The 17887-nt window shown below is 37.3% G+C and carries 15 protein-coding genes, 1 riboswitch and 1 other annotated feature; of the genes, 12 read left to right on the top strand and 3 right to left on the bottom strand.

Annotated elements, in window-relative coordinates; translation table 11 throughout:
- Positions 1–56: 56 nt before the first annotated feature.
- The 3 genes from mnmA to GJU32_RS09555 all read left to right on the top strand — a co-directional run bounded on the left by mnmA (position 57) and on the right by GJU32_RS09555 (position 3553).
- A complete protein-coding gene (mnmA, locus tag GJU32_RS09565) occupies positions 57–1181 on the top strand; it encodes a tRNA 2-thiouridine(34) synthase MnmA (protein ID WP_155591715.1) in 1125 nt (374 codons plus the stop codon).
- 74 nt (positions 1182–1255) lie between these two features.
- Positions 1256–1915, top strand: a complete 660-nt coding sequence (locus tag GJU32_RS09560) for a tetratricopeptide repeat protein (RefSeq protein WP_155591714.1) — start codon at positions 1256–1258, stop codon at positions 1913–1915.
- Between the two features lie 192 nt (positions 1916–2107).
- Positions 2108–3553, top strand: a complete 1446-nt coding sequence (locus GJU32_RS09555) for a DHA2 family efflux MFS transporter permease subunit (protein WP_155591713.1) — start codon at positions 2108–2110, stop codon at positions 3551–3553.
- A 109-nt stretch (positions 3554–3662) separates the two neighbouring features.
- Here the strand turns inward: GJU32_RS09555 and GJU32_RS09550 are convergent, their stop codons facing one another.
- The 3 genes from GJU32_RS09550 to hisA form a co-directional block, all read right to left on the bottom strand.
- The gene (locus GJU32_RS09550; protein WP_155591712.1) at positions 3663–4388 is read right to left on the bottom strand and encodes a GTP pyrophosphokinase; all 726 of its coding nucleotides are present in this window, start codon (positions 4386–4388) and stop codon (positions 3663–3665) included.
- A 484-nt stretch (positions 4389–4872) separates the two neighbouring features.
- Positions 4873–5160 (bottom strand): hypothetical protein, encoded by a 288-nt coding sequence (locus GJU32_RS09545; RefSeq protein ID WP_155591711.1) that lies wholly within the window; start codon positions 5158–5160, stop codon positions 4873–4875.
- The gene (hisA, locus tag GJU32_RS09540) at positions 5157–5924 is read right to left on the bottom strand and encodes a phosphoribosylformimino-5-aminoimidazole carboxamide ribotide isomerase (protein ID WP_155591710.1); all 768 of its coding nucleotides are present in this window, start codon (positions 5922–5924) and stop codon (positions 5157–5159) included. Before hisA ends, GJU32_RS09545 begins: the two co-directional genes overlap by 4 nt.
- A gap of 189 nt (positions 5925–6113) precedes the next feature.
- On the opposite strand from hisA, the gene recD2 reads away from it, so the two are divergent.
- From recD2 to mltG, 9 genes are all read left to right on the top strand, one after another.
- The gene (gene recD2 / locus GJU32_RS09535; RefSeq protein ID WP_155591709.1) at positions 6114–8546 is read left to right on the top strand and encodes an SF1B family DNA helicase RecD2; all 2433 of its coding nucleotides are present in this window, start codon (positions 6114–6116) and stop codon (positions 8544–8546) included.
- 127 nt (positions 8547–8673) lie between these two features.
- Positions 8674–10107: a 4-hydroxyphenylacetate 3-monooxygenase, oxygenase component gene (hpaB, locus tag GJU32_RS09530; RefSeq protein WP_155591708.1), complete on the top strand. Its 1434-nt coding sequence runs from the start codon at positions 8674–8676 to the stop codon at positions 10105–10107.
- 56 nt (positions 10108–10163) lie between these two features.
- A riboswitch (M-box (ykoK) riboswitch) is annotated at positions 10164–10329 on the top strand.
- A 235-nt stretch (positions 10330–10564) separates the two neighbouring features.
- Complete coding sequence (locus GJU32_RS09525) at positions 10565–11530, top strand: magnesium transporter CorA family protein (RefSeq protein WP_155591707.1); 966 nt, start codon at positions 10565–10567, stop codon at positions 11528–11530.
- 68 nt (positions 11531–11598) lie between these two features.
- Positions 11599–11815 (top strand) — a binding site (T-box leader).
- Between the two features lie 159 nt (positions 11816–11974).
- Complete coding sequence (alaS, locus tag GJU32_RS09520; protein WP_155591706.1) at positions 11975–14635, top strand: alanine--tRNA ligase; 2661 nt, start codon at positions 11975–11977, stop codon at positions 14633–14635.
- Between the two features lie 88 nt (positions 14636–14723).
- On the top strand, positions 14724–14990 hold the full coding sequence (locus GJU32_RS09515; protein ID WP_004226839.1) for an IreB family regulatory phosphoprotein: 267 nt from the start codon (positions 14724–14726) through the stop codon (positions 14988–14990).
- Between the two features lie 2 nt (positions 14991–14992).
- On the top strand, positions 14993–15409 hold the full coding sequence (gene ruvX / locus GJU32_RS09510) for a Holliday junction resolvase RuvX (protein WP_142508949.1): 417 nt from the start codon (positions 14993–14995) through the stop codon (positions 15407–15409).
- Between the two features lie 18 nt (positions 15410–15427).
- Complete coding sequence (locus GJU32_RS09505; RefSeq protein ID WP_155591705.1) at positions 15428–15736, top strand: DUF1292 domain-containing protein; 309 nt, start codon at positions 15428–15430, stop codon at positions 15734–15736.
- Positions 15737–15944: 208 nt separating this feature from the next.
- Positions 15945–16472, top strand: coding sequence for a DUF1292 domain-containing protein (locus GJU32_RS09500; protein ID WP_155591704.1), 528 nt, complete (start codon positions 15945–15947; stop codon positions 16470–16472).
- Between the two features lie 150 nt (positions 16473–16622).
- Positions 16623–17750 carry an endolytic transglycosylase MltG gene (gene mltG / locus GJU32_RS09495; RefSeq protein WP_155591703.1) on the top strand — a complete coding sequence of 376 codons (1128 nt, stop codon included), beginning with the start codon at positions 16623–16625 and terminating at the stop codon, positions 17748–17750.
- Positions 17751–17887 lie beyond the last annotated feature (137 nt).

Genomic DNA, 17887 nt, shown 5'->3' with positions numbered 1-17887 from the left:
GTTTCACAACTTTTTGAAACATCAACTGGAATTAGATAAAAGAAAAGGTGACCACTATGAAAGAAACACGTGACCCCTCACAAATTCGCGTAGTTGTCGGCATGTCAGGTGGGGTAGATTCGTCGGTGGCTGCATACTTGTTAAAACAACAAGGTTATGAAGTAATCGGAATCTTTATGAAAAACTGGGATGATACTGACGAAAACGGTGTTTGTACAGCAACAGAAGATTATGATGATGTGATTAAAGTATGTAATCAAATTGGTATCCCCTACTACGCTGTTAATTTTGAGAAGCAATATTGGGATAAAGTTTTCACATACTTTTTAGAAGAATATAAAGCAGGACGTACACCAAACCCTGATGTTATGTGCAATAAGGAAATTAAATTCAAAGCATTTTTAGAGCATGCCATGAACCTTGGTGCTGATTACTTAGCGACAGGTCACTATGCACGTATTGATCGCAGTGGTGATGGTGAAGTGAAAATGTTACGCGGTGTAGACGAAAACAAGGATCAAACGTATTTTTTAAACCAACTATCACAAGAGCAATTAGCACATGTAATGTTCCCAATTGGCGATATTGAGAAAAAAGAAGTACGTAAAATTGCTGAGGAAGCTGGACTTGCAACTGCTAAGAAAAAGGATTCGACAGGTATTTGTTTTATTGGAGAACGTAATTTCAAAGGGTTTTTAAGTCAATTTTTACCAGCTCAACCTGGTAAAATGGAGACAATGGATGGTGTTGTCATGGGACAGCATGATGGTTTAATGTACTATACACTTGGGCAACGACACGGTCTTGGCATTGGAGGAGACGGTGAGCCATGGTTTGTACTAGGAAAAGATTTAGAGCGTAATGTGCTACTTGTTGGGCAAGGATTTGATAATGATTATTCATACTCTACGTCATTGACTGCTGTTAAGATGAACTATACTTCGACAAAAAAATTGCCTGGGAAATTTTCTTGTACAGCGAAATTCCGCTATCGTCAAACAGATACACCAGTAGAAGTTGAAATTTTACCAGATGGTCGTGCTCATATAACATTTACAGAGCCTGTTCGTGCTATTACACCAGGACAAGCTGTGGTTCTCTATAATGGAGAAGAATGTCTAGGTGGCGGAACAATTGATGAAGTCTTTAAAAGTAATGAAAAACTAACATATGTTGGATAACTTGCGTTAAGACTGCTTTTTACGGCCTCTTGGCTTCACAAAAGTAGTCTTTCGCTACATAGAGGTGAAAAATAATGAATTATAATGAACAGGGTATTCAAGCGTTTCAAGAAAAGCGTTATGAAGAGGCTGCCCAACTATTTACAAAGGCAATAGAAGCAGAGCCTGAAAATGCCATTGGGTATGTAAACTTTGGCAATTTATTAGCCGTGTTAGAGGATACAGAACGTGCAGAGCGTTTTTTCCAAAAGGCCATCACTGTGGATGAAACAACGGCTACAGCTTATTACGGTTTAGCAAATCTTTATTACAATGCGGAACGCTATGCTGAAGCGGTGAAGCTGTATGAACTAGCACTAAAACATCAAATTGAAGGTGCCGATGTCTATTATATGATGGGGAAATGCTTTGAACGTATGGAAAATCCAAAGTTAGCGTTGCCCTATTTCCAGCGTGCCGTAGAACTTGCTCCCGAGGATACTCAGATTCGTTTGGCCTACGCAATCGTGCTTTGTGCGCTAGAAATGTTTGAGGAAGGGAAAAAGGAACTGGATCACTTAATCGAGCAGGATTGGAATAATGCAGATGCCCACTATAATTTAGGTGTATTGTATGCCGTATCCACAGAACAAACAGAAGATGCGATGTATCATTTAAAACAAGCCTTTACATTACAGCCTGAATATGATCAAGCGCGTTATATTTACGATATGATAGCCCAACGATTTAACTGATAGATGAAAAGCAGCAGCAAGTGCCAATTTGCGAACTTGCTGTTTTTTTTATTGAAAGGGAACAGAAATACAATAGATCGCAAGTCAATCTATTAGTATAGTTTGTTAATTTCCATAAATTAATCCTTTCCTTTTTTATTTTCAGTTCAAACTTGGTAATGTATGTCATGCAGGAAAGGAAAAGGTGACAAGATGAATAAAGTTTTTATTGCACTCTTACTTGTAACAGCACTTGCTGCAATTGAAGGAACGATTGTTAGTACTGCTATTCCAAGTATTACAGCTGATTTATTAGGTGTAGACTTAATAAGCTGGATTTATTCTGCTTATTTACTAGCTTCTGCCATTGCTGCGATTATTTTTGGGAAGTTAGCCGATATATTTGGGCGCAAACGGATGATTATTACAGGTATTATTATTTTTTTATTAGGTTCTATGTTATGTGGTTTAGCACAATCGATGGAACAATTAATTGTCTTTCGTGCGATCCAAGGTATTGGCGCAGGTTCGATTTTACCAATTACATTAACGATGGTTGGTGAACTGTTTAAGACCGAAAAAGCACGTGCTAAAGGACAAAGCTATTTAAGTATGGTATGGGGCGTGTCTGGCGTAATTGGACCGTTATTTGGAGGATTTATTGTTGACCAAGTGTCATGGCACTTTATCTTTTTCATTAATGTACCATTTGGCTTAGCTTCTATTTATTTAATTGCTAAACATTATAAAGAACAGGTAGAAGCAGTGAAGCGTAAAATTGATTACCTAGGTGCTGGGTTATTTACGATTGGAATGGTGGCATTGTTATATGTCATTATCGAAAACAGTAAAACACAGGCTTGGTTATCGAGTCAGTCGCTACTAATGTATGGTGTTGCAGTTGTATTTTTAAGTATTTTTATCTGGGTTGAGTTACGAGCAGAAGAGCCAATTATTCCATTAACACTATTTAAAAATGGTCGTCTAATGGTCATTAATGCATTAACATTAAGTGCGATGTCTATTGTAATTGGTGTGTCGGTTTATATTCCGATATTTGCACAAAGTGTTCTTGGTAAAAATGCCACACAAGCAGGCCTATTATTAACACCAATGTCTATTTTCTGGACAGTGAACTCCATTATGGCAGGTTACTTAATTGGGCGTTTAACGAATAAAAGAATTATCCAAATGGGGACGATTTTACTGATTACTGGTACACTATTGCTTGCAAGACTATCTTCAGATTCTAGCGATTTCAGCGCGTATTTCGGTTCATCATTAATCGGACTAGGAATGGGCTTAATCATGCCTATGTTGATGATTTCCATTCAAAGGGTGGCAGATCCGAAGCAACTTGGTATTTCAATCGGTCTGAACTCTTTTACTAATACATTTAGTCAAGCGGTTGGTGCTGCACTATTTGGCATGATTTTTAACCTTGCAACGAGTGAAAAAATGGCTTCATTAGGAAAAGGTGAAATTCAATTAAACGGTGAATTTGCAAAAGATGGCTTTAGTATAAAAGAAGTAAGCTTTTTAAAGGAAATCATTGCTAATGGTGTTAGCTATGTCTATGTAGCTACCTTTGTTTTATCAATTTGTGCTCTTATTCTCTCCTTCTTTATAGCAACGAAAGCCAAAGAGAAGGCACAATAAGTTAAAAAGGTTTAAACAGCAAAAATCCACTTCACTTTCTGTGAGAAGGCACAATGGACGCTTAAGGTCCTTTGCTTTTTTCGCAGGAAGCTATGTGGATTTTTTAACATTATTTTTCATTGATAGGTAATGCTGTTAAGTATTTAGCTAGTAACGAGATAGGTGTATTATCCAGCAATGAAGGCTCGGTTTCATTTTCTTTTAAAATATTGATTTCTTTATTTAGACGCTCCATTTTTCGATCTAACTCAGCTGCTTGTAGCGCGGCTTCTTTTAATTCAACACGAATATGTTCGGGTACGGCTTTGTTGTACTTATAATAAATTTTATGTTCCAAGCTTGCCCAGAAATCCATAGCTATTGTACGGATTTGAATCTCTGTATAAACCTTTTCCATATGATCTGACATGAAAATAGGGATTTTTATAATGAGGTGTAAGCTTTGGTAACCGTTTTCTTTAGGATGGGCAATATAATCTTTAACCTCTACAACCTCAATGTCATGCTGTGCCTGTAGCATGGCGCTTACTTTATAAATATCTTCCACAAAAGAGCAAGTAATACGGGCCCCTGCTATATCACGAATGTTTTCACGAACGTCTTCCATTGATGGGAGAAGCTCTTTTTTCATCATCTTAGCTAAAATACTTTTCGGCGATTTTACACGTGTGGAAATATGCTCTATTGGATTATACTCATGAATAAGCTTAAATTCTTCTTGTAAAATATTAATTTTCGTCTCCACTTCTTGTAGAGCAAATTTATAGGCTAAAAAGAACCGTGTTAAATCAGTTTGAAATGATTTTAGAGAGTTTACTTCTAGTTCTGTTGTCATATTTTGTAAATCCTTTCTTCGTGCTTTGTTCGATTTGTATTTTCTATTACAATGAGACAGCTAATATTTTCCTAGCCTTCTGATAAAGAATGAATAGTTTATAAATAGGAGGATTACGATACCTAAAAATAAGCAAATTGATAATTTGCTCTACATATAGTACAGGAGCGAATTAATCGATAAAAATCCAAGGTGCGACTACAAACGCTGTTAATACGATTAAGATACTATATTTCACTTTAGGGTGGTCACCTATCTATCTACAAAATAAATGTGAGGCAACCTAATAGGAAGATAATGAATCCTGTTACATATTTCAGTTAACTTTCACCAATGTTTTGAAGTTTAGCCATGTGAGCCTCCTACACCTTACGCTATATAATATAGAACTCACATTACTAATAAAAGGTTTCGGAAATACTAGAATTGATTAGAGGAAAAGAAGTGAGGAGTCAAACAAAGGGGAACTAGCTGCCCCCTTTTTTTAACTAATAATTTCAGCATTTAAGTTATAACGCTTATTAAACTCATCCACAAAAACTTGTAAATCAATATATGTCCCGATATAAGGCTCTGTTTCTTGATCACGAAGGAGGCCACAAGTTGCTTTTAATGATTTTGAAAACTCGAGTAACATTTGTTCGTTGTCAAGTTGTACGTGGATCGCAAGAGAATGATCTTTTTTGTTGACTTTGAAATATTTACCATCAATAATGCGCTCTAAATTTGTTTCTTGGAAAGGAAAAACATAATCTTTATAAATTAGTTTCACATGATCCCGCCTTTTTCACAATATTTTACTACATTAGTATAAGGTAAATCTCCACCAAAAATAGAGAGCGCACTCCCTATGGTTACATGAAGTTTTCCGTTGGATAGTTCGTTAAATTTTTTTAAATCATCAATTGAACGAACGCCACCTGCATAGGTGGTTGGTATTGAAGTCCAGGTAGCTAAATCTCTTACCAAACTTTCCTGCATGCCACCTTTTTTTCCTTCTACATCAACTGCATGAATTAAAAGTTCATCACAAAAATGTTCAATATAGGCAATGGATTTCGCATTGACTTCGAAATTACTAAATTTGGTCCATTTATCTGTCACAACAAACCACTTTCCATCACGCATCTTGCAGCTGAGATCTATGACAAGATGTTTCTTGCCAATTAATTGGTTTAAATGTTCTAAACGTGATAAATCTAGCTGACCATCATGAAAAATATAGGATGTGACAATGACATGCGAAGCGCCTGCATCAATATATCTTTGTGCATTATCAGCAGTGATGCCACCACCAATTTGTAAACCTCGAGGATAGGCTGCTAAAGCTGCTAAGGCGGCTTCTTCATTTCCTGGACCAAGCATGATGACGTGTCCACCTGTTAAGTGATCGTTCGCAAACATTTGTGCATAGTAGCTAGCGTCATGATGAGAAATAAAATTTTCAACGACTGCTTGATTCGTGTACCCTAAAGTACTTCCTACAATTTGTTTTACTTTGCCATCGTGTAAATCGATGCAGGGTCTAAATTCCAATAACTTCACAATCCTTCCGTGCAACTTATTCTTATTTATCATAGCATGGAACGAATGATTAAAGCAGAGAATTATCAATTATTGAAATAGTTCGTAATTAAAGAAGGGAAAACATTTTTGTCAACGATATTTTCATAAGGCTATGGTAAAATAAAAAGATTGAAAACAATAAGAAAGGACGGACCGAACATGACAGATAGTCTAGATTTATTTGAACTCAATAAGTTTTTTATACTCGGACGTCCAATCGTCTCCATCTTTCATAATGCACAAAATATGTATTCGATTGTTCGTGTGAAAATTCAAGAGACGAACTTACAATATGAAGATAAAGAAATTATCGTTGTTGGTTATTTTCCACCATTACAAATGGATGAACAATATCGTTTTACAGGTATTTTAAAACAGCATCCTAAATATGGTGCTCAATTTCAAATTGAAACATTTACGAAAGAGGTACCTGCAACTGAGCAAGGAATTATTCATTACTTATCTAGTGACTTATTCGTAGGAATCGGAAAAAAAACGGCTGAAACCATCGTTGAAAAACTAGGTGCTAATGCACTCCGTCTTATTTTAGAAGATCCGAGTGCACTGGACGCTGTTCCACGTTTATCCGCTGAAAAAAAAGAAGTCATTCATCGTACCATCGAGCAAAATTTAGGTTTAGAGCGAGTCATGATTCAACTGAATGAGTGGGGCTTTGGTCCACAGCTCGGTATGAAAATTTATCAAACCTATCGAACGGAAGCCATTGAATTACTAACGGAAAACCCATTCCGTTTGATAGAAGATGTTGAAGGGGTAGGCTTCTTTCGAGCTGACGAGCTAGGTGCGAAATTAGGTATTACCGGCAAACATCCTGATCGAGTCAAAGCAGCGATTTTACATAGTTTAAATACTGCCGCTTTATCTGATGGACATGTATATCTAGATGCGGAACATGTATTACCACTCGTAAAGGACATGCTTGAACAAAGCCAACATCAAGACATACCATTCGAGGACATTTCTAAGGCATGTATCGAACTGCGTGAAGAAGGCAAACTTTGTGGGGAAGAAACAAGGCTATATATGCCATCACTATATTTTTCTGAGGTAGGCATTGCATCCAAAATATTGTCACTTATTGAACGAAATAACAAGGCTGAGCATTTTAGTAAAGATGAAATTCGAAAAGCTGTTGGTGAAACAGAGGAATTGCTTCATGTCACATATGCGGAGACACAAGCGAATGCCATTGAGCAGGCTTTAAATTCAGCTGTTATGATTTTAACTGGTGGCCCTGGTACGGGGAAAACGACTGTTGTACGTGGAGTCGTTGAAGTGTATGCAAAGCTACATGGCTTGTCATTAAATCCAAAAGAATATGCACAAAAAGAGGAACCTTTCCCCATCATCCTTTGTGCACCAACTGGGCGTGCAGCCAAGCGATTAGCCGAATCAACAGAGCTTCCTGCAATGACCATTCATCGTCTGCTTGGCTTTACAGGGCAAGAAAAAGAGGAAGAGACTGAGCGTGAGGTGACAGGTAAACTGATTATTGTTGATGAAATGTCTATGGTTGATACATGGCTTGCTCATCAGTTATTAAAAGCTTTACATGAGGATGTACAGGTTGTCTTTGTTGGCGATCAGGATCAGCTCCCACCAGTAGGTCCAGGACAGGTGTTAAAAGATTTATTGGCATCGAAGCAACTTCCAACTGTTGAATTAACAGATGTTTACCGACAAGCAGAAGGTTCAACTATCATTGAACTAGCCCATCAAATTAAAAAAGGAACGATTCCAAATGATTTAACAGCTAAAACATCTGATCGTTCGTTTATAAAATCTTCAGCTGATCAAGTCGCTAATGTCGTCACACAGGTTGTGAAAAGTGCTGTCGCAAAAGGCCAAGAAATTCGCAATATTCAAGTGCTTGCACCTATGTATAAAGGACCAGCCGGCATTGATAATTTAAATAAGATGATTCAAGGGCTTATTAACCCGAATGATACGGGCACAAGAAAAGAACTTGTTTTTGGTGATGTAACTTATCGAATAAAAGATAAAGTGCTTCAGTTAGTCAATCAACCTGAAAGTAATGTTTTTAATGGTGACATGGGAGAGGTCATTAGTATTATTAAGGCAAAAGAAACGATAGAAAAACAAGATTTACTAATCGTTTCCTTTGATGGTATCGAAGTGACCTATCAACGTAGTGATCTTAATCAATTGACATTAGCCTATTGTTGCTCCATCCATAAATCTCAGGGCTCTGAGTTTCAAACAGTTATTATGCCTGTTGTCAGAGGGTATTCAAAAATGTTGCGTCGCAATCTTTTATACACAGGGATTACACGAGCAAAAAACTTCCTGATTTTGTGTGGTGAACCTGATGTGCTTGCGGATGGCTTACAGCGTACAGATGATCTTCAGCGTTTCACCTCTTTACGTGCAAGACTCAATCCAATGGAAAACAATGAAGAGCTTGTTGAAGTAGAGGCGGTTTCGCTAGAGGATGAAGTGATGAACAAGCCGATATTCATTGAACAAAAGCTAACTGTAGAAACAGCTCCTTATGTTCATCCAATGATTGGTATGGATGATGTCTCACCTTATGATTTTTTGAATGACTAAAGCGTTTTAACCGATTGGACTGTCGTTCTAATCGGTTTATTCTAATTCGCCATTTCGTCACCTAATATTTGGACATTTCATATACTAGATGAGTACAAAAACATAGGAAATGTATAGGGGTGACAGCATGCCAATAATGACAGGGCAGCAGTACATTGAGCGTATTGATGCTTTAAAAACGTATATTTCGATTGATGGGGAAGTCGTGACAGGAAAGGTATCAGAACATCCTGCGTTTAAAGGGATTATGCAGAGTCAAGCGAAACTTTTTGATTTACAACATCAAGGGGCACTTCTTGAAAAAATGACTTATGAATCGCCAACTAGCAAACAGAGAGTCGGCATGTCATTTCTTCAAGTAATGACTCCAGAAGATCTTGTGAAAAGACGCCATGCGGCAAGGGAATGGGCATTGTCTTCCCATGGTTTTATGGGGAGAAGCCCAGATTACATGAATACGACATTAATGGCCTTAGCATCCGCGTCAGAATTTTTAAAAGATAAGCCAAATTGTTTTCCAGAACATTTGCTGAAGTTTTATGAGTACGCCCGTGAGAATGATATTACAATGACACATACCTTTATCGAGCCACAAGTAAATCGCAAGCGTTATTACTATGAGGATGAAGAGGTAACAATCGCTGCCAAAATTGTTGGTAAAAAGAGTGAAGGGTTAGTCATTAAAGGGGCAAGATTACTAGCAACACAGGGTGGCATAACAGATGAACTGCTCGTTTTATCAACAAATGGCTATGATGAAGGAAAAGGTTTCGGCTTTTCGATACCGAGTAACACAAAAGGCTTAAAGTTTTTATGTCGGCAATCTTTTGTAGGTGGAGACTCTACTTTTGATTATCCGTTAAGTGCTCGTTTTGAAGAAATGGATGCAATCGTTGTTTTTGATGATGTAGTTGTCCCGTGGGAACGCATTTTTTACTACGAAAATGTGGAAGTGGCCAATCAATTTATGAATGTCAGTGGCTTCCAAGCTTACAGTTTGCATCAAGTGCTTTCTCGCCAAATAGCGAAGACCGAATTTGTGCTAGGAGTAGTGCAGTCGATTGTGGACACAATTAATATTGGCGACTATCAACATGTACAACAAAAAGTGGTAGATGTGATTGTGACGTTAGAAACAATGAAAGCATTGCTGTTAAAATCAGAAATAGATGCAAAGAAGGATATATTTGGCTTTATTCGCCCAGACATTTCAACTTTACAAGTGGCTATTCAAGTCTTCCCGAAAGTTTATCCTACATTTACAGAGATTATCCAGCAACTTGGTGCAAGCGGCTTAATGTCCATTCCGAGTGCCAGAGCATTTGCTGCAGACGATGGCGATCTTAATCATTACTTGCAATCATTCCAAGACAAAGGCGAGGAGCGAGTGAAAAAATTCCGTTTAGCTTGGGACCTAACAATGAGTAATTTTGGCACAAGGCAAACACTGTATGAACGCTTTTTCTTTGGTGATCCTGTGCGTCTATCAAGTCTTCTCTATCAGTCGTATAAGCGGGAGCATTTCGTGCAAAGAGTAGAAGACTTTTTGAAAAATGATTGATTTATAGTTTGACAGTTGTGATACGATTCGATATGATTTGTAAGAATAAAAAAATAACATCCCTTCGTTAGGTGAGGCTCCTATGCTGGAGAAACGCTACTACCCAAAAATGTCGAGAGACGCCAATGGGTCAACAGAAATCATCGAAATAAGGTGTTTTTTAACGTAGCTGGACATATTCCTATGCCGCATAGTGCTAAAACTCAACGTCTGAAGGTAACAAGTATGCAAAAAATTTTTATTGCTATTTTTTGATATGTGTATTCAACACGCCTTCATTCGTAGAAGGCGTGTTTTTGTTATGAAAGGAAGGTGATGAGAAATGGATAGTAGCCCTGAACCGGATAAGCAATATTTAGGCAGAAAGCGTCGTCGATTTCTGATCACCGACGATGGCAAAAGGTGATAACGATTGACCTTTTGTTTCCTTCTATAACAAAACACGAGGTGAAGTATAATGATTAAAATAGACTATTTTGATAGTATTAGCAAGACAATCCAACATAATATCACTATGAATGAATTACAACTACCCATTCGTAGTGAGGATTTATTATGGGTGGATTTATATGCGTATAGTTATAACGAATTAAATAATATAGCAGATATATTTGGCTTTCATCCATTAGCAGTTGAAGATTGCTTACATGAAGGCTCACGCCCGAAAATGGATAGTTATGGTGAGTATAAATTTTTTGTTTTACATGCACCAATTTACAATGAAAAAAGCAACAATGAAATCACAATGGTTGAGTTAAATATTTTTATGGGACCAAACTATATTGTCACTGTTCACAAACGGAAATTGCAATGGCTTGGTCATATGGAAAATGTTTGTTTCAATAGTTCAAAATATATGGAGAAGGGCACTGATTTTTTATTGCACACCATTATTGATGGAATTACAGATGAGTATTTTCCTGTACTAGAGCGTATTCGAACTCGTGTAGATGAATTGGAAGAAGAAATTTATGATTTTCAACCTAAAGAGGTTACAGAAGAATTCCTTGCGCTAAAACGAACAATTATTTTAATTCGTCAGGCCATCATGCCACAAAGAAGAATTTTTTCAACAACGAATGGCCAGTGGCATTTTGATATACAAGAAGAAAATATCCCATTCTATAAAGATTTAAATGATCATTTAGAAAGAATTGTCGATTCTACCGAGACTTATCGAGATTTAGTCAACAGTACGCTTGACACGTATTTTTCAATTATTAGTGGTAAATCTATTGAAAAGCTGAATTTATTAACGGTCATTTCAACGATCATGTTGCCATTGTCTGTGATTACTAGCTTTTTTGGCATGAATGTACCTTTACCCTATCAAGATTCTCCAATCACAACGATCACAATTAGTGCCTTTTTAGTCCTCTTTACTTGGGGAATGTGGGCATATTTCAAAAAAATGATTGCTTAGTTAGGATTAGCAATACTAGTGCTAATTGACAGCAGGACATATTTTTTTTATAATTTTCGATAGAAAAAGTAAAAACGATGATGGAAAAAGTACGTATTTGTGCGTGGATAAGAAAGGGATTTCTAGGCTGAAAAAATCCTCACGACAATAAATACCGAAAGCTACTCCAGAGTGCAGCTAATCCCTGCCGTTCACTGACGTTACAAGTGCTAAAGAGGTAAGTAAGATCTTTTACTTACAACTAGGGTGGTACCGCGAGACAAATGACTAGTCCTCGTCCCTTTTTTGGGATGAGGGCTTTTTGTATTTTCTTTTTGTAGACCACGTCCACCTCTACATGTGGTGATTGTGATTCCCAAACGCCACAGAATGCATGGTGTAATGGATGTAAATCGCAGGATTCGTATCGTGATTTTACAATATAAATTAGGAGGAATTTATCCAATGAAAGCAGTAGATATTCGCCGTATGTATTTGGAATTTTTTAAAGAAAAGGGGCATCACCACGAGCCATCAGCACCACTTGTGCCAATAAATGACCCATCACTACTTTGGATTAACTCAGGTGTTGCAACACTTAAACCATATTTCGATGGTCGTATTATTCCTGACAATCCACGTATTACAAATGCACAAAAATCAATTCGTACCAACGATATTGAGAATGTAGGGAAAACAGCTCGCCACCATACTTTCTTTGAAATGTTAGGGAACTTCTCTATTGGGGACTACTTTAAAAAAGAAGCTATCCATTATGCTTGGGAGTTTTTGACTGATAAAAAGTGGATGGGCTTTGATCCAGCGTTATTATCTATCACTATTCACCCTGAAGATCAAGAAGCATATGATGTTTGGCATCAAGAAATTGGTATTCCAGAAGAACGTCTAATTCGTTTAGAAGGGAATTTCTGGGATATTGGTGAAGGTCCATCTGGTCCAAACTCAGAGATTTTTTATGATCGTGGAGTAGAATATGGCTCAGATGAAAATGATCCAGAAATGTATCCAGGTGGGGAGAACGAACGTTATCTTGAAGTTTGGAACCTAGTGTTCTCTCAATTCAACCACAATCCTGATGGCACCTATACACCACTACCAAAGCAAAATATTGATACAGGTATGGGGTTAGAGCGTATTGTATCGGTTGTTCAAAATGTACCAACAAACTTTGATACAGATTTATTTATGCCAATCATTGAAAAAATCGAGGAATTTGCCAACCGTAAATACAAGCGTCCAGGTGAAGTAAACTTAAATGAAATCTTCGGCTCAGAAGAAGATATTAATACACCATTTAAAGTCATTGCAGATCATATTCGTACAGTAGCATTTGCTATTGGTGATGGTGCACTTCCTTCAAACGAAGGTCGAGGTTATGTATTACGTCGTTTATTACGTCGTGCTGTTCGTTATGCAAAACAAATCGGCATTGAAAAACCATTTATGTTTGAATTAGTACCAACTGTAGGCAAAATCATGGAAGACTTTTATACAGAAGTAACGGAAAAATGTGAATTTATTCAACGTGTTATTAAAAATGAAGAAATTCGTTTCCATGAAACATTAGATGGTGGTCTATCAATCTTTAATGAAGTGGTTGAATCACAAAAAGAAGCAGGACATGATTATATTCCTGGTGCAGATGCCTTCCGTTTATATGATACTTATGGCTTCCCAATCGAATTAACAGAGGAATATGCTGAAGAAGTAGGCATGAAGGTTGATCATGAAGGCTTCGAGACTGCAATGGAAGAACAACGTGAGCGTGCACGTTCAGCTCGTCAAGATGTTGATTCCATGCAAGTACAAAATGAAGTATTAGCAAACTTAACTGTTGCAAGTGAATTTGTTGGTTATGATACGCTAACAGCCGATACTGAAATCGCTGCAATGATTGTCAATGGTCAAGTAGCAAAAGTAGCTTCTGAGGGGCAAGAAGCATTAGTTATTCTAGCTAAAACACCTTTCTACACTGAAATGGGTGGTCAAATTGCTGATAGTGGTACTATTTCAAATGATAGCTTTACAGCTGTAGTTAAAGATGTTCAAAAGGCACCAAATGGGCAACCGCTTCATACTGTAGTAGTTGAATCAGGTGAAATGCATGTCGAAGATGCTGTGCAAGCAGTTGTTAATCGTGATGACCGCAATTTAATTATTAAAAACCATACAGCGACACATATTATGCAACGTGCATTAAAGGATGTTCTAGGCGATCACGTTAACCAAGCTGGTTCATATGTAGGTCCTGACCGTTTACGTTTTGACTTCTCGCACTTTGGTCAAGTCACAAAAGAAGAATTACAACAAATAGAACGTATTGTAAATGAAAAAGTGTGGGATGATATAGAGGTCGTTATTGAAGAAAAAGGCATCGATGAAGCAAAAGTAATGGGTGCAATGGCATTATTCGGTGAAAAATATGGCGATGTTGTACGCGTAGTTTCAATCGGAGATTATTCTATTGAACTATGTGGTGGTATCCATGTAAAACGCTCTTCTGAAATTGGTTTCTTCAAAATTGTTTCAGAAGGTGGTATCGGTGCAGGTACACGCCGTATCGAAGCTGTTACAGGGAAAGTTGCTTATGAAGCAGTAAAAGAAGAAGAAGCTTTATTAAATGATGCAGCGGCATTATTAAAAGCAAATTCTAAAGATATTGTGACAAAAGTACAGGCATTACAAGCTGACTATAAAGAATTACAACGTGAAAATGAGGCATTATCACAAAAAATTGCAAATGCTCAAGCAGGGGCAATTGTTGATGCAGCACAAACAATTGGAGATGTAACGGTTCTATCTACAAAAGTGGAAGCGAAGGATAATAATCAATTACGTCAAATGATGGATGACCTAAAAGCAAAAATTCCAAAAGCGATTATTGTTCTTGGAGCGGTTGATGGCGAAAAAGTCATGTTATGTGCAGGGGTATCAAAAGATTTAGTTGGTGGCAATTACCATGCGGGGAATATTGTGAAAATGGTTGCAGAAGCATGTGGTGGTAAAGGTGGCGGTCGTCCAGACATGGCGATGGCAGGTGCAAAAGATGCATCAAAACTTGATGAAGCACTACTTTCTGTGTATGATTATGTTAAATCCATTTAATTAATTCACCAAAACATGTTATAATAAAGAGAAATTGGAGATGAGCTTGTTTGCACATCTCCTTATTTCTGAAAGCGAGGTGCTGGTCATGAGTTCATTTGATCAAACGATGAAATTTAATTTTCCAGAAGAATCAATGGAACAGGAAGTCAAGCAGGTAATGTTGAAAGTACATTCTTCATTAGAGGAAAAGGGATATAATCCTATCAATCAGATTGTTGGTTACTTACTTTCTGGTGATCCGGCGTATATTCCTCGCCATCAGGATGCTCGTAATTTAATTCGCAAGCTTGAGCGTGATGAAATTCTAGAGGAGCTTGTTAAATTTTATATCAAAAAGAATAACGAGGACTAGAAATGAGAATTATGGGATTAGACGTTGGGTCGAAAACCGTTGGTGTCGCTGTCAGTGATGCACTAGGGTGGACTGCCCAAGGTATTGAAACCGTAAAAATTGATGAAGCTAACGGTGAGTTCGGCATTGACCGCATCGCCGAGCTAGTAAAGGAATATGCTATAACAGAATTTGTTGTAGGGTACCCTAAAAACATGAATAATACGGTGGGACCGCGTGGCGAAGCTTCTGAAAACTATAAAAAGTTATTGGAAGAAACATTTTCACTACCGGTTAAGTTATGGGATGAGCGTTTAACAACGATGGCTGCTGAACGCATGCTGATCGAAGCGGACGTGAGTCGCAAAAAACGCAAGCAGGTCATTGATAAAATGGCTGCTGTGATGATTTTACAAGGCTACTTAGATAGCAAAAATTAATTGATGAGGTGACTATACATGGCACACGAGCATAACCATGAAGAAGAATTACACGTTCAACACATTACAGTGATTGACGAAAACGGAAACGAGCAGCTTTGTGAAGTGATTCACGTTCATGAATCTCCAGAGTTTGGAAAATCATACGTATTTTACTCAATGGTAGGCGCAGAAGAAGATGAAGATGGCTCAGTTGAAATTTTCGTATCTTCATTCGTACCATCTGAAAATGGTGAAGATGGTGAATTAACACCAATCGAAACTGAAGCAGAGTGGGATATGGTAGAGAACGTTTTAAACGCTTTAGAGGATGAATCCGAAGAATAATCTTCTTACTTAAAGCTTGGAACAAGGATCGCGGCTTGCAGTCCTTGTTCCTTTTTTTTTGAGACTCTATCTTCTTCTTAGGAGAGGAACATTCATAATTTTGGTATGAAAATGATCAAATACTATGGGAACCCACTGGAAGAACTCACACAACAAAAAGTAGGAAAATAAAAAAATGACATCAAATTGTCAAAAAGGAGGAAATCAAATGAATGAAGAAACGCAAGAATTTATCATAATCGGAGAAGATGGTAAGGAACAACATTGCCATGTGGTCTTTACATTTGATGCAGAGGACAAGTCTTATGTGCTATTTTCAATGGTAGATGAAAATGGTCAAGAAATCCCAGGGGATCTTTCGGCGATGACATTCGATTACGATGATAATAGTGGTGAGATGACAAATTTACAGCCTGTTGAATCAGACGCTGAATGGGAAATGATCAATGAGGTGGTGTTAACCCTTCTTGATGAATTTGAGGAAGAGCCACAGCTTATTACAGTGACAGACGAAGATGGAACAGATCAAGTTTGTGAGGTAGTTCATACGTTTTCATCTGAGCAATTTAGTAAATCCTATGTTTTATATGTTCCAGCGACAGACGAGCCTATCGACGAACGAGATATTTTTGCTGCCCAATATATTGCGGGTAATGATGGTACTATTGAACAATTATTACCGATTGAATCGGAAGAAGAGTGGGAGTTTGTCGAAGAAGTATTAAACACGTTATAGTTTGAATTAATTCAATTAAAGCTCAAAAATCTGCTAATGAAAGTTGTTGGCAGATTTTTTACATATGCAATTTCTCCTGAATTGTCGATTTCTGTTTGTCGTGAAAGTTGATTTCTAGTATGATATTGATTAGTGATAGGGGGGAAACCCGTGGATAACGGTTCTAAAAAACAGGAAATGTTTACAAAAATGCAAGAAAGAAAATCTGAGGTAAAAATCGTGAGAAAAGTTGTTGCAATTATAGCAATTGTTTTCGTGCTAATCATAGCTGTTGTTGGTTTACTTGGATACAATTATGTAAAGGGTGCATTAAAGCCACTAGATCCTAATGCAACGAAGGCAATTGCGGTGGAAGTACCAATTGGTTCTAGTTTGTCTTCCATTTCAACGCTACTAGAGAAAAAAGATGTCATAAAAGATGCGCGTGTTTTTAAATACTATGCAAAATTTAAAAATGAATCTCAATTCCAAGCAGGAAATTATGATTTAACACAAGCAATGACATTTGATGAACTCATTGAAAGCTTAAAAACAGGGAAAGTATACCGTAAGCCTGTCTTTACGATGACGGTTCCAGAAGGCTTAACACTTGAACAAATTGGTAAAGTGATTGAAAAGAAAACACCATATACAGAAAAAGAATTTATGGATCTTGTGACGAGTGACACATTTGTACAGCAAATGATGGCAAATTATCCTGAGCTTGTAACGGAGGCTGTTTTAGCTGACAACATTCGTTATGATTTAGAGGGTTATTTATATCCAGCTACTTACTCTTATTATGAAGAGAAACCATCTTTACAAGCGATTGTAGAAGAGATGATAGCGGCTATGAATAACGTAGTTAAGAACTATAGTGATGTTTTAGCAGAAAAACAAATGTCAGTACATCAGCTATTAACATTCTCGTCATTACTGGAAGAAGAAGCGACTGCTCAAACAGATCGAGAGACAATCGCGAGTGTCTTCTATAATCGAATAAATGAAGGTATGCCACTACAAACAGACCCAACTGTTTTATATGCACTTGGTGATCATAAAGATCGTGTCCTGTTTGAAGATTTAGAAGTTGATAATGCTTACAATACTTACAAAAATAAAGGCTTACCACCAGGTCCAATTGCAGGTGCAGGAAAAACTTCGATTGAGGCATCATTAAATCCAAGTAAAACAGATTATTTCTATTTCTTAGCAGATAAAGAGGGTGTAAACCACTTCTCGAAAACATATGATGAGCATTTACAGAAAATAGCAAAATATTTACAAAAAGTAGAGTAAGCGTATGTGAAGAGCAAAAAGCATATAGCAAACATATGGATAGAAGGAAAGAAAAATAGCTTTCCTTCTATTTTCATGCTATTATAAAGTGTGATTTTTGATCAATCCGTTCATTTATGCGGGACAAATATGCGTGG

The sequence above is a fragment of the Lysinibacillus cavernae genome, assembly GCF_009724685.1.
In the GTDB taxonomy this organism is placed as follows: domain Bacteria; phylum Bacillota; class Bacilli; order Bacillales_A; family Planococcaceae; genus Lysinibacillus; species Lysinibacillus cavernae.
This window is presented reverse-complemented; position numbering and strand designations above follow the sequence as displayed.

Excerpts from the sequence above, each read along its gene's own strand:
- recD2 (WP_155591709.1), top strand. The coding sequence starts at position 6,114 with ATGACAGATAGTCTAGATTTATTTGAACTCAATAAGTTTTTTATACTC.
- GJU32_RS09515 (WP_004226839.1), top strand. The coding sequence starts at position 14,724 with ATGAGTTCATTTGATCAAACGATGAAATTTAATTTTCCAGAAGAATCA.
- ruvX (WP_142508949.1), top strand. The coding sequence starts at position 14,993 with ATGAGAATTATGGGATTAGACGTTGGGTCGAAAACCGTTGGTGTCGCT.
- GJU32_RS09555 (WP_155591713.1), top strand. The coding sequence starts at position 2,108 with ATGAATAAAGTTTTTATTGCACTCTTACTTGTAACAGCACTTGCTGCA.
- GJU32_RS09550 (WP_155591712.1), bottom strand. The coding sequence starts at position 4,388 with ATGACAACAGAACTAGAAGTAAACTCTCTAAAATCATTTCAAACTGAT.
- GJU32_RS09525 (WP_155591707.1), top strand. The coding sequence starts at position 10,565 with ATGATTAAAATAGACTATTTTGATAGTATTAGCAAGACAATCCAACAT.
- hpaB (WP_155591708.1), top strand. The coding sequence starts at position 8,674 with ATGCCAATAATGACAGGGCAGCAGTACATTGAGCGTATTGATGCTTTA.
- mnmA (WP_155591715.1), top strand. The coding sequence starts at position 57 with ATGAAAGAAACACGTGACCCCTCACAAATTCGCGTAGTTGTCGGCATG.
- GJU32_RS09560 (WP_155591714.1), top strand. The coding sequence starts at position 1,256 with ATGAATTATAATGAACAGGGTATTCAAGCGTTTCAAGAAAAGCGTTAT.
- GJU32_RS09505 (WP_155591705.1), top strand. The coding sequence starts at position 15,428 with ATGGCACACGAGCATAACCATGAAGAAGAATTACACGTTCAACACATT.
- alaS (WP_155591706.1), top strand. The coding sequence starts at position 11,975 with ATGAAAGCAGTAGATATTCGCCGTATGTATTTGGAATTTTTTAAAGAA.
- GJU32_RS09500 (WP_155591704.1), top strand. The coding sequence starts at position 15,945 with ATGAATGAAGAAACGCAAGAATTTATCATAATCGGAGAAGATGGTAAG.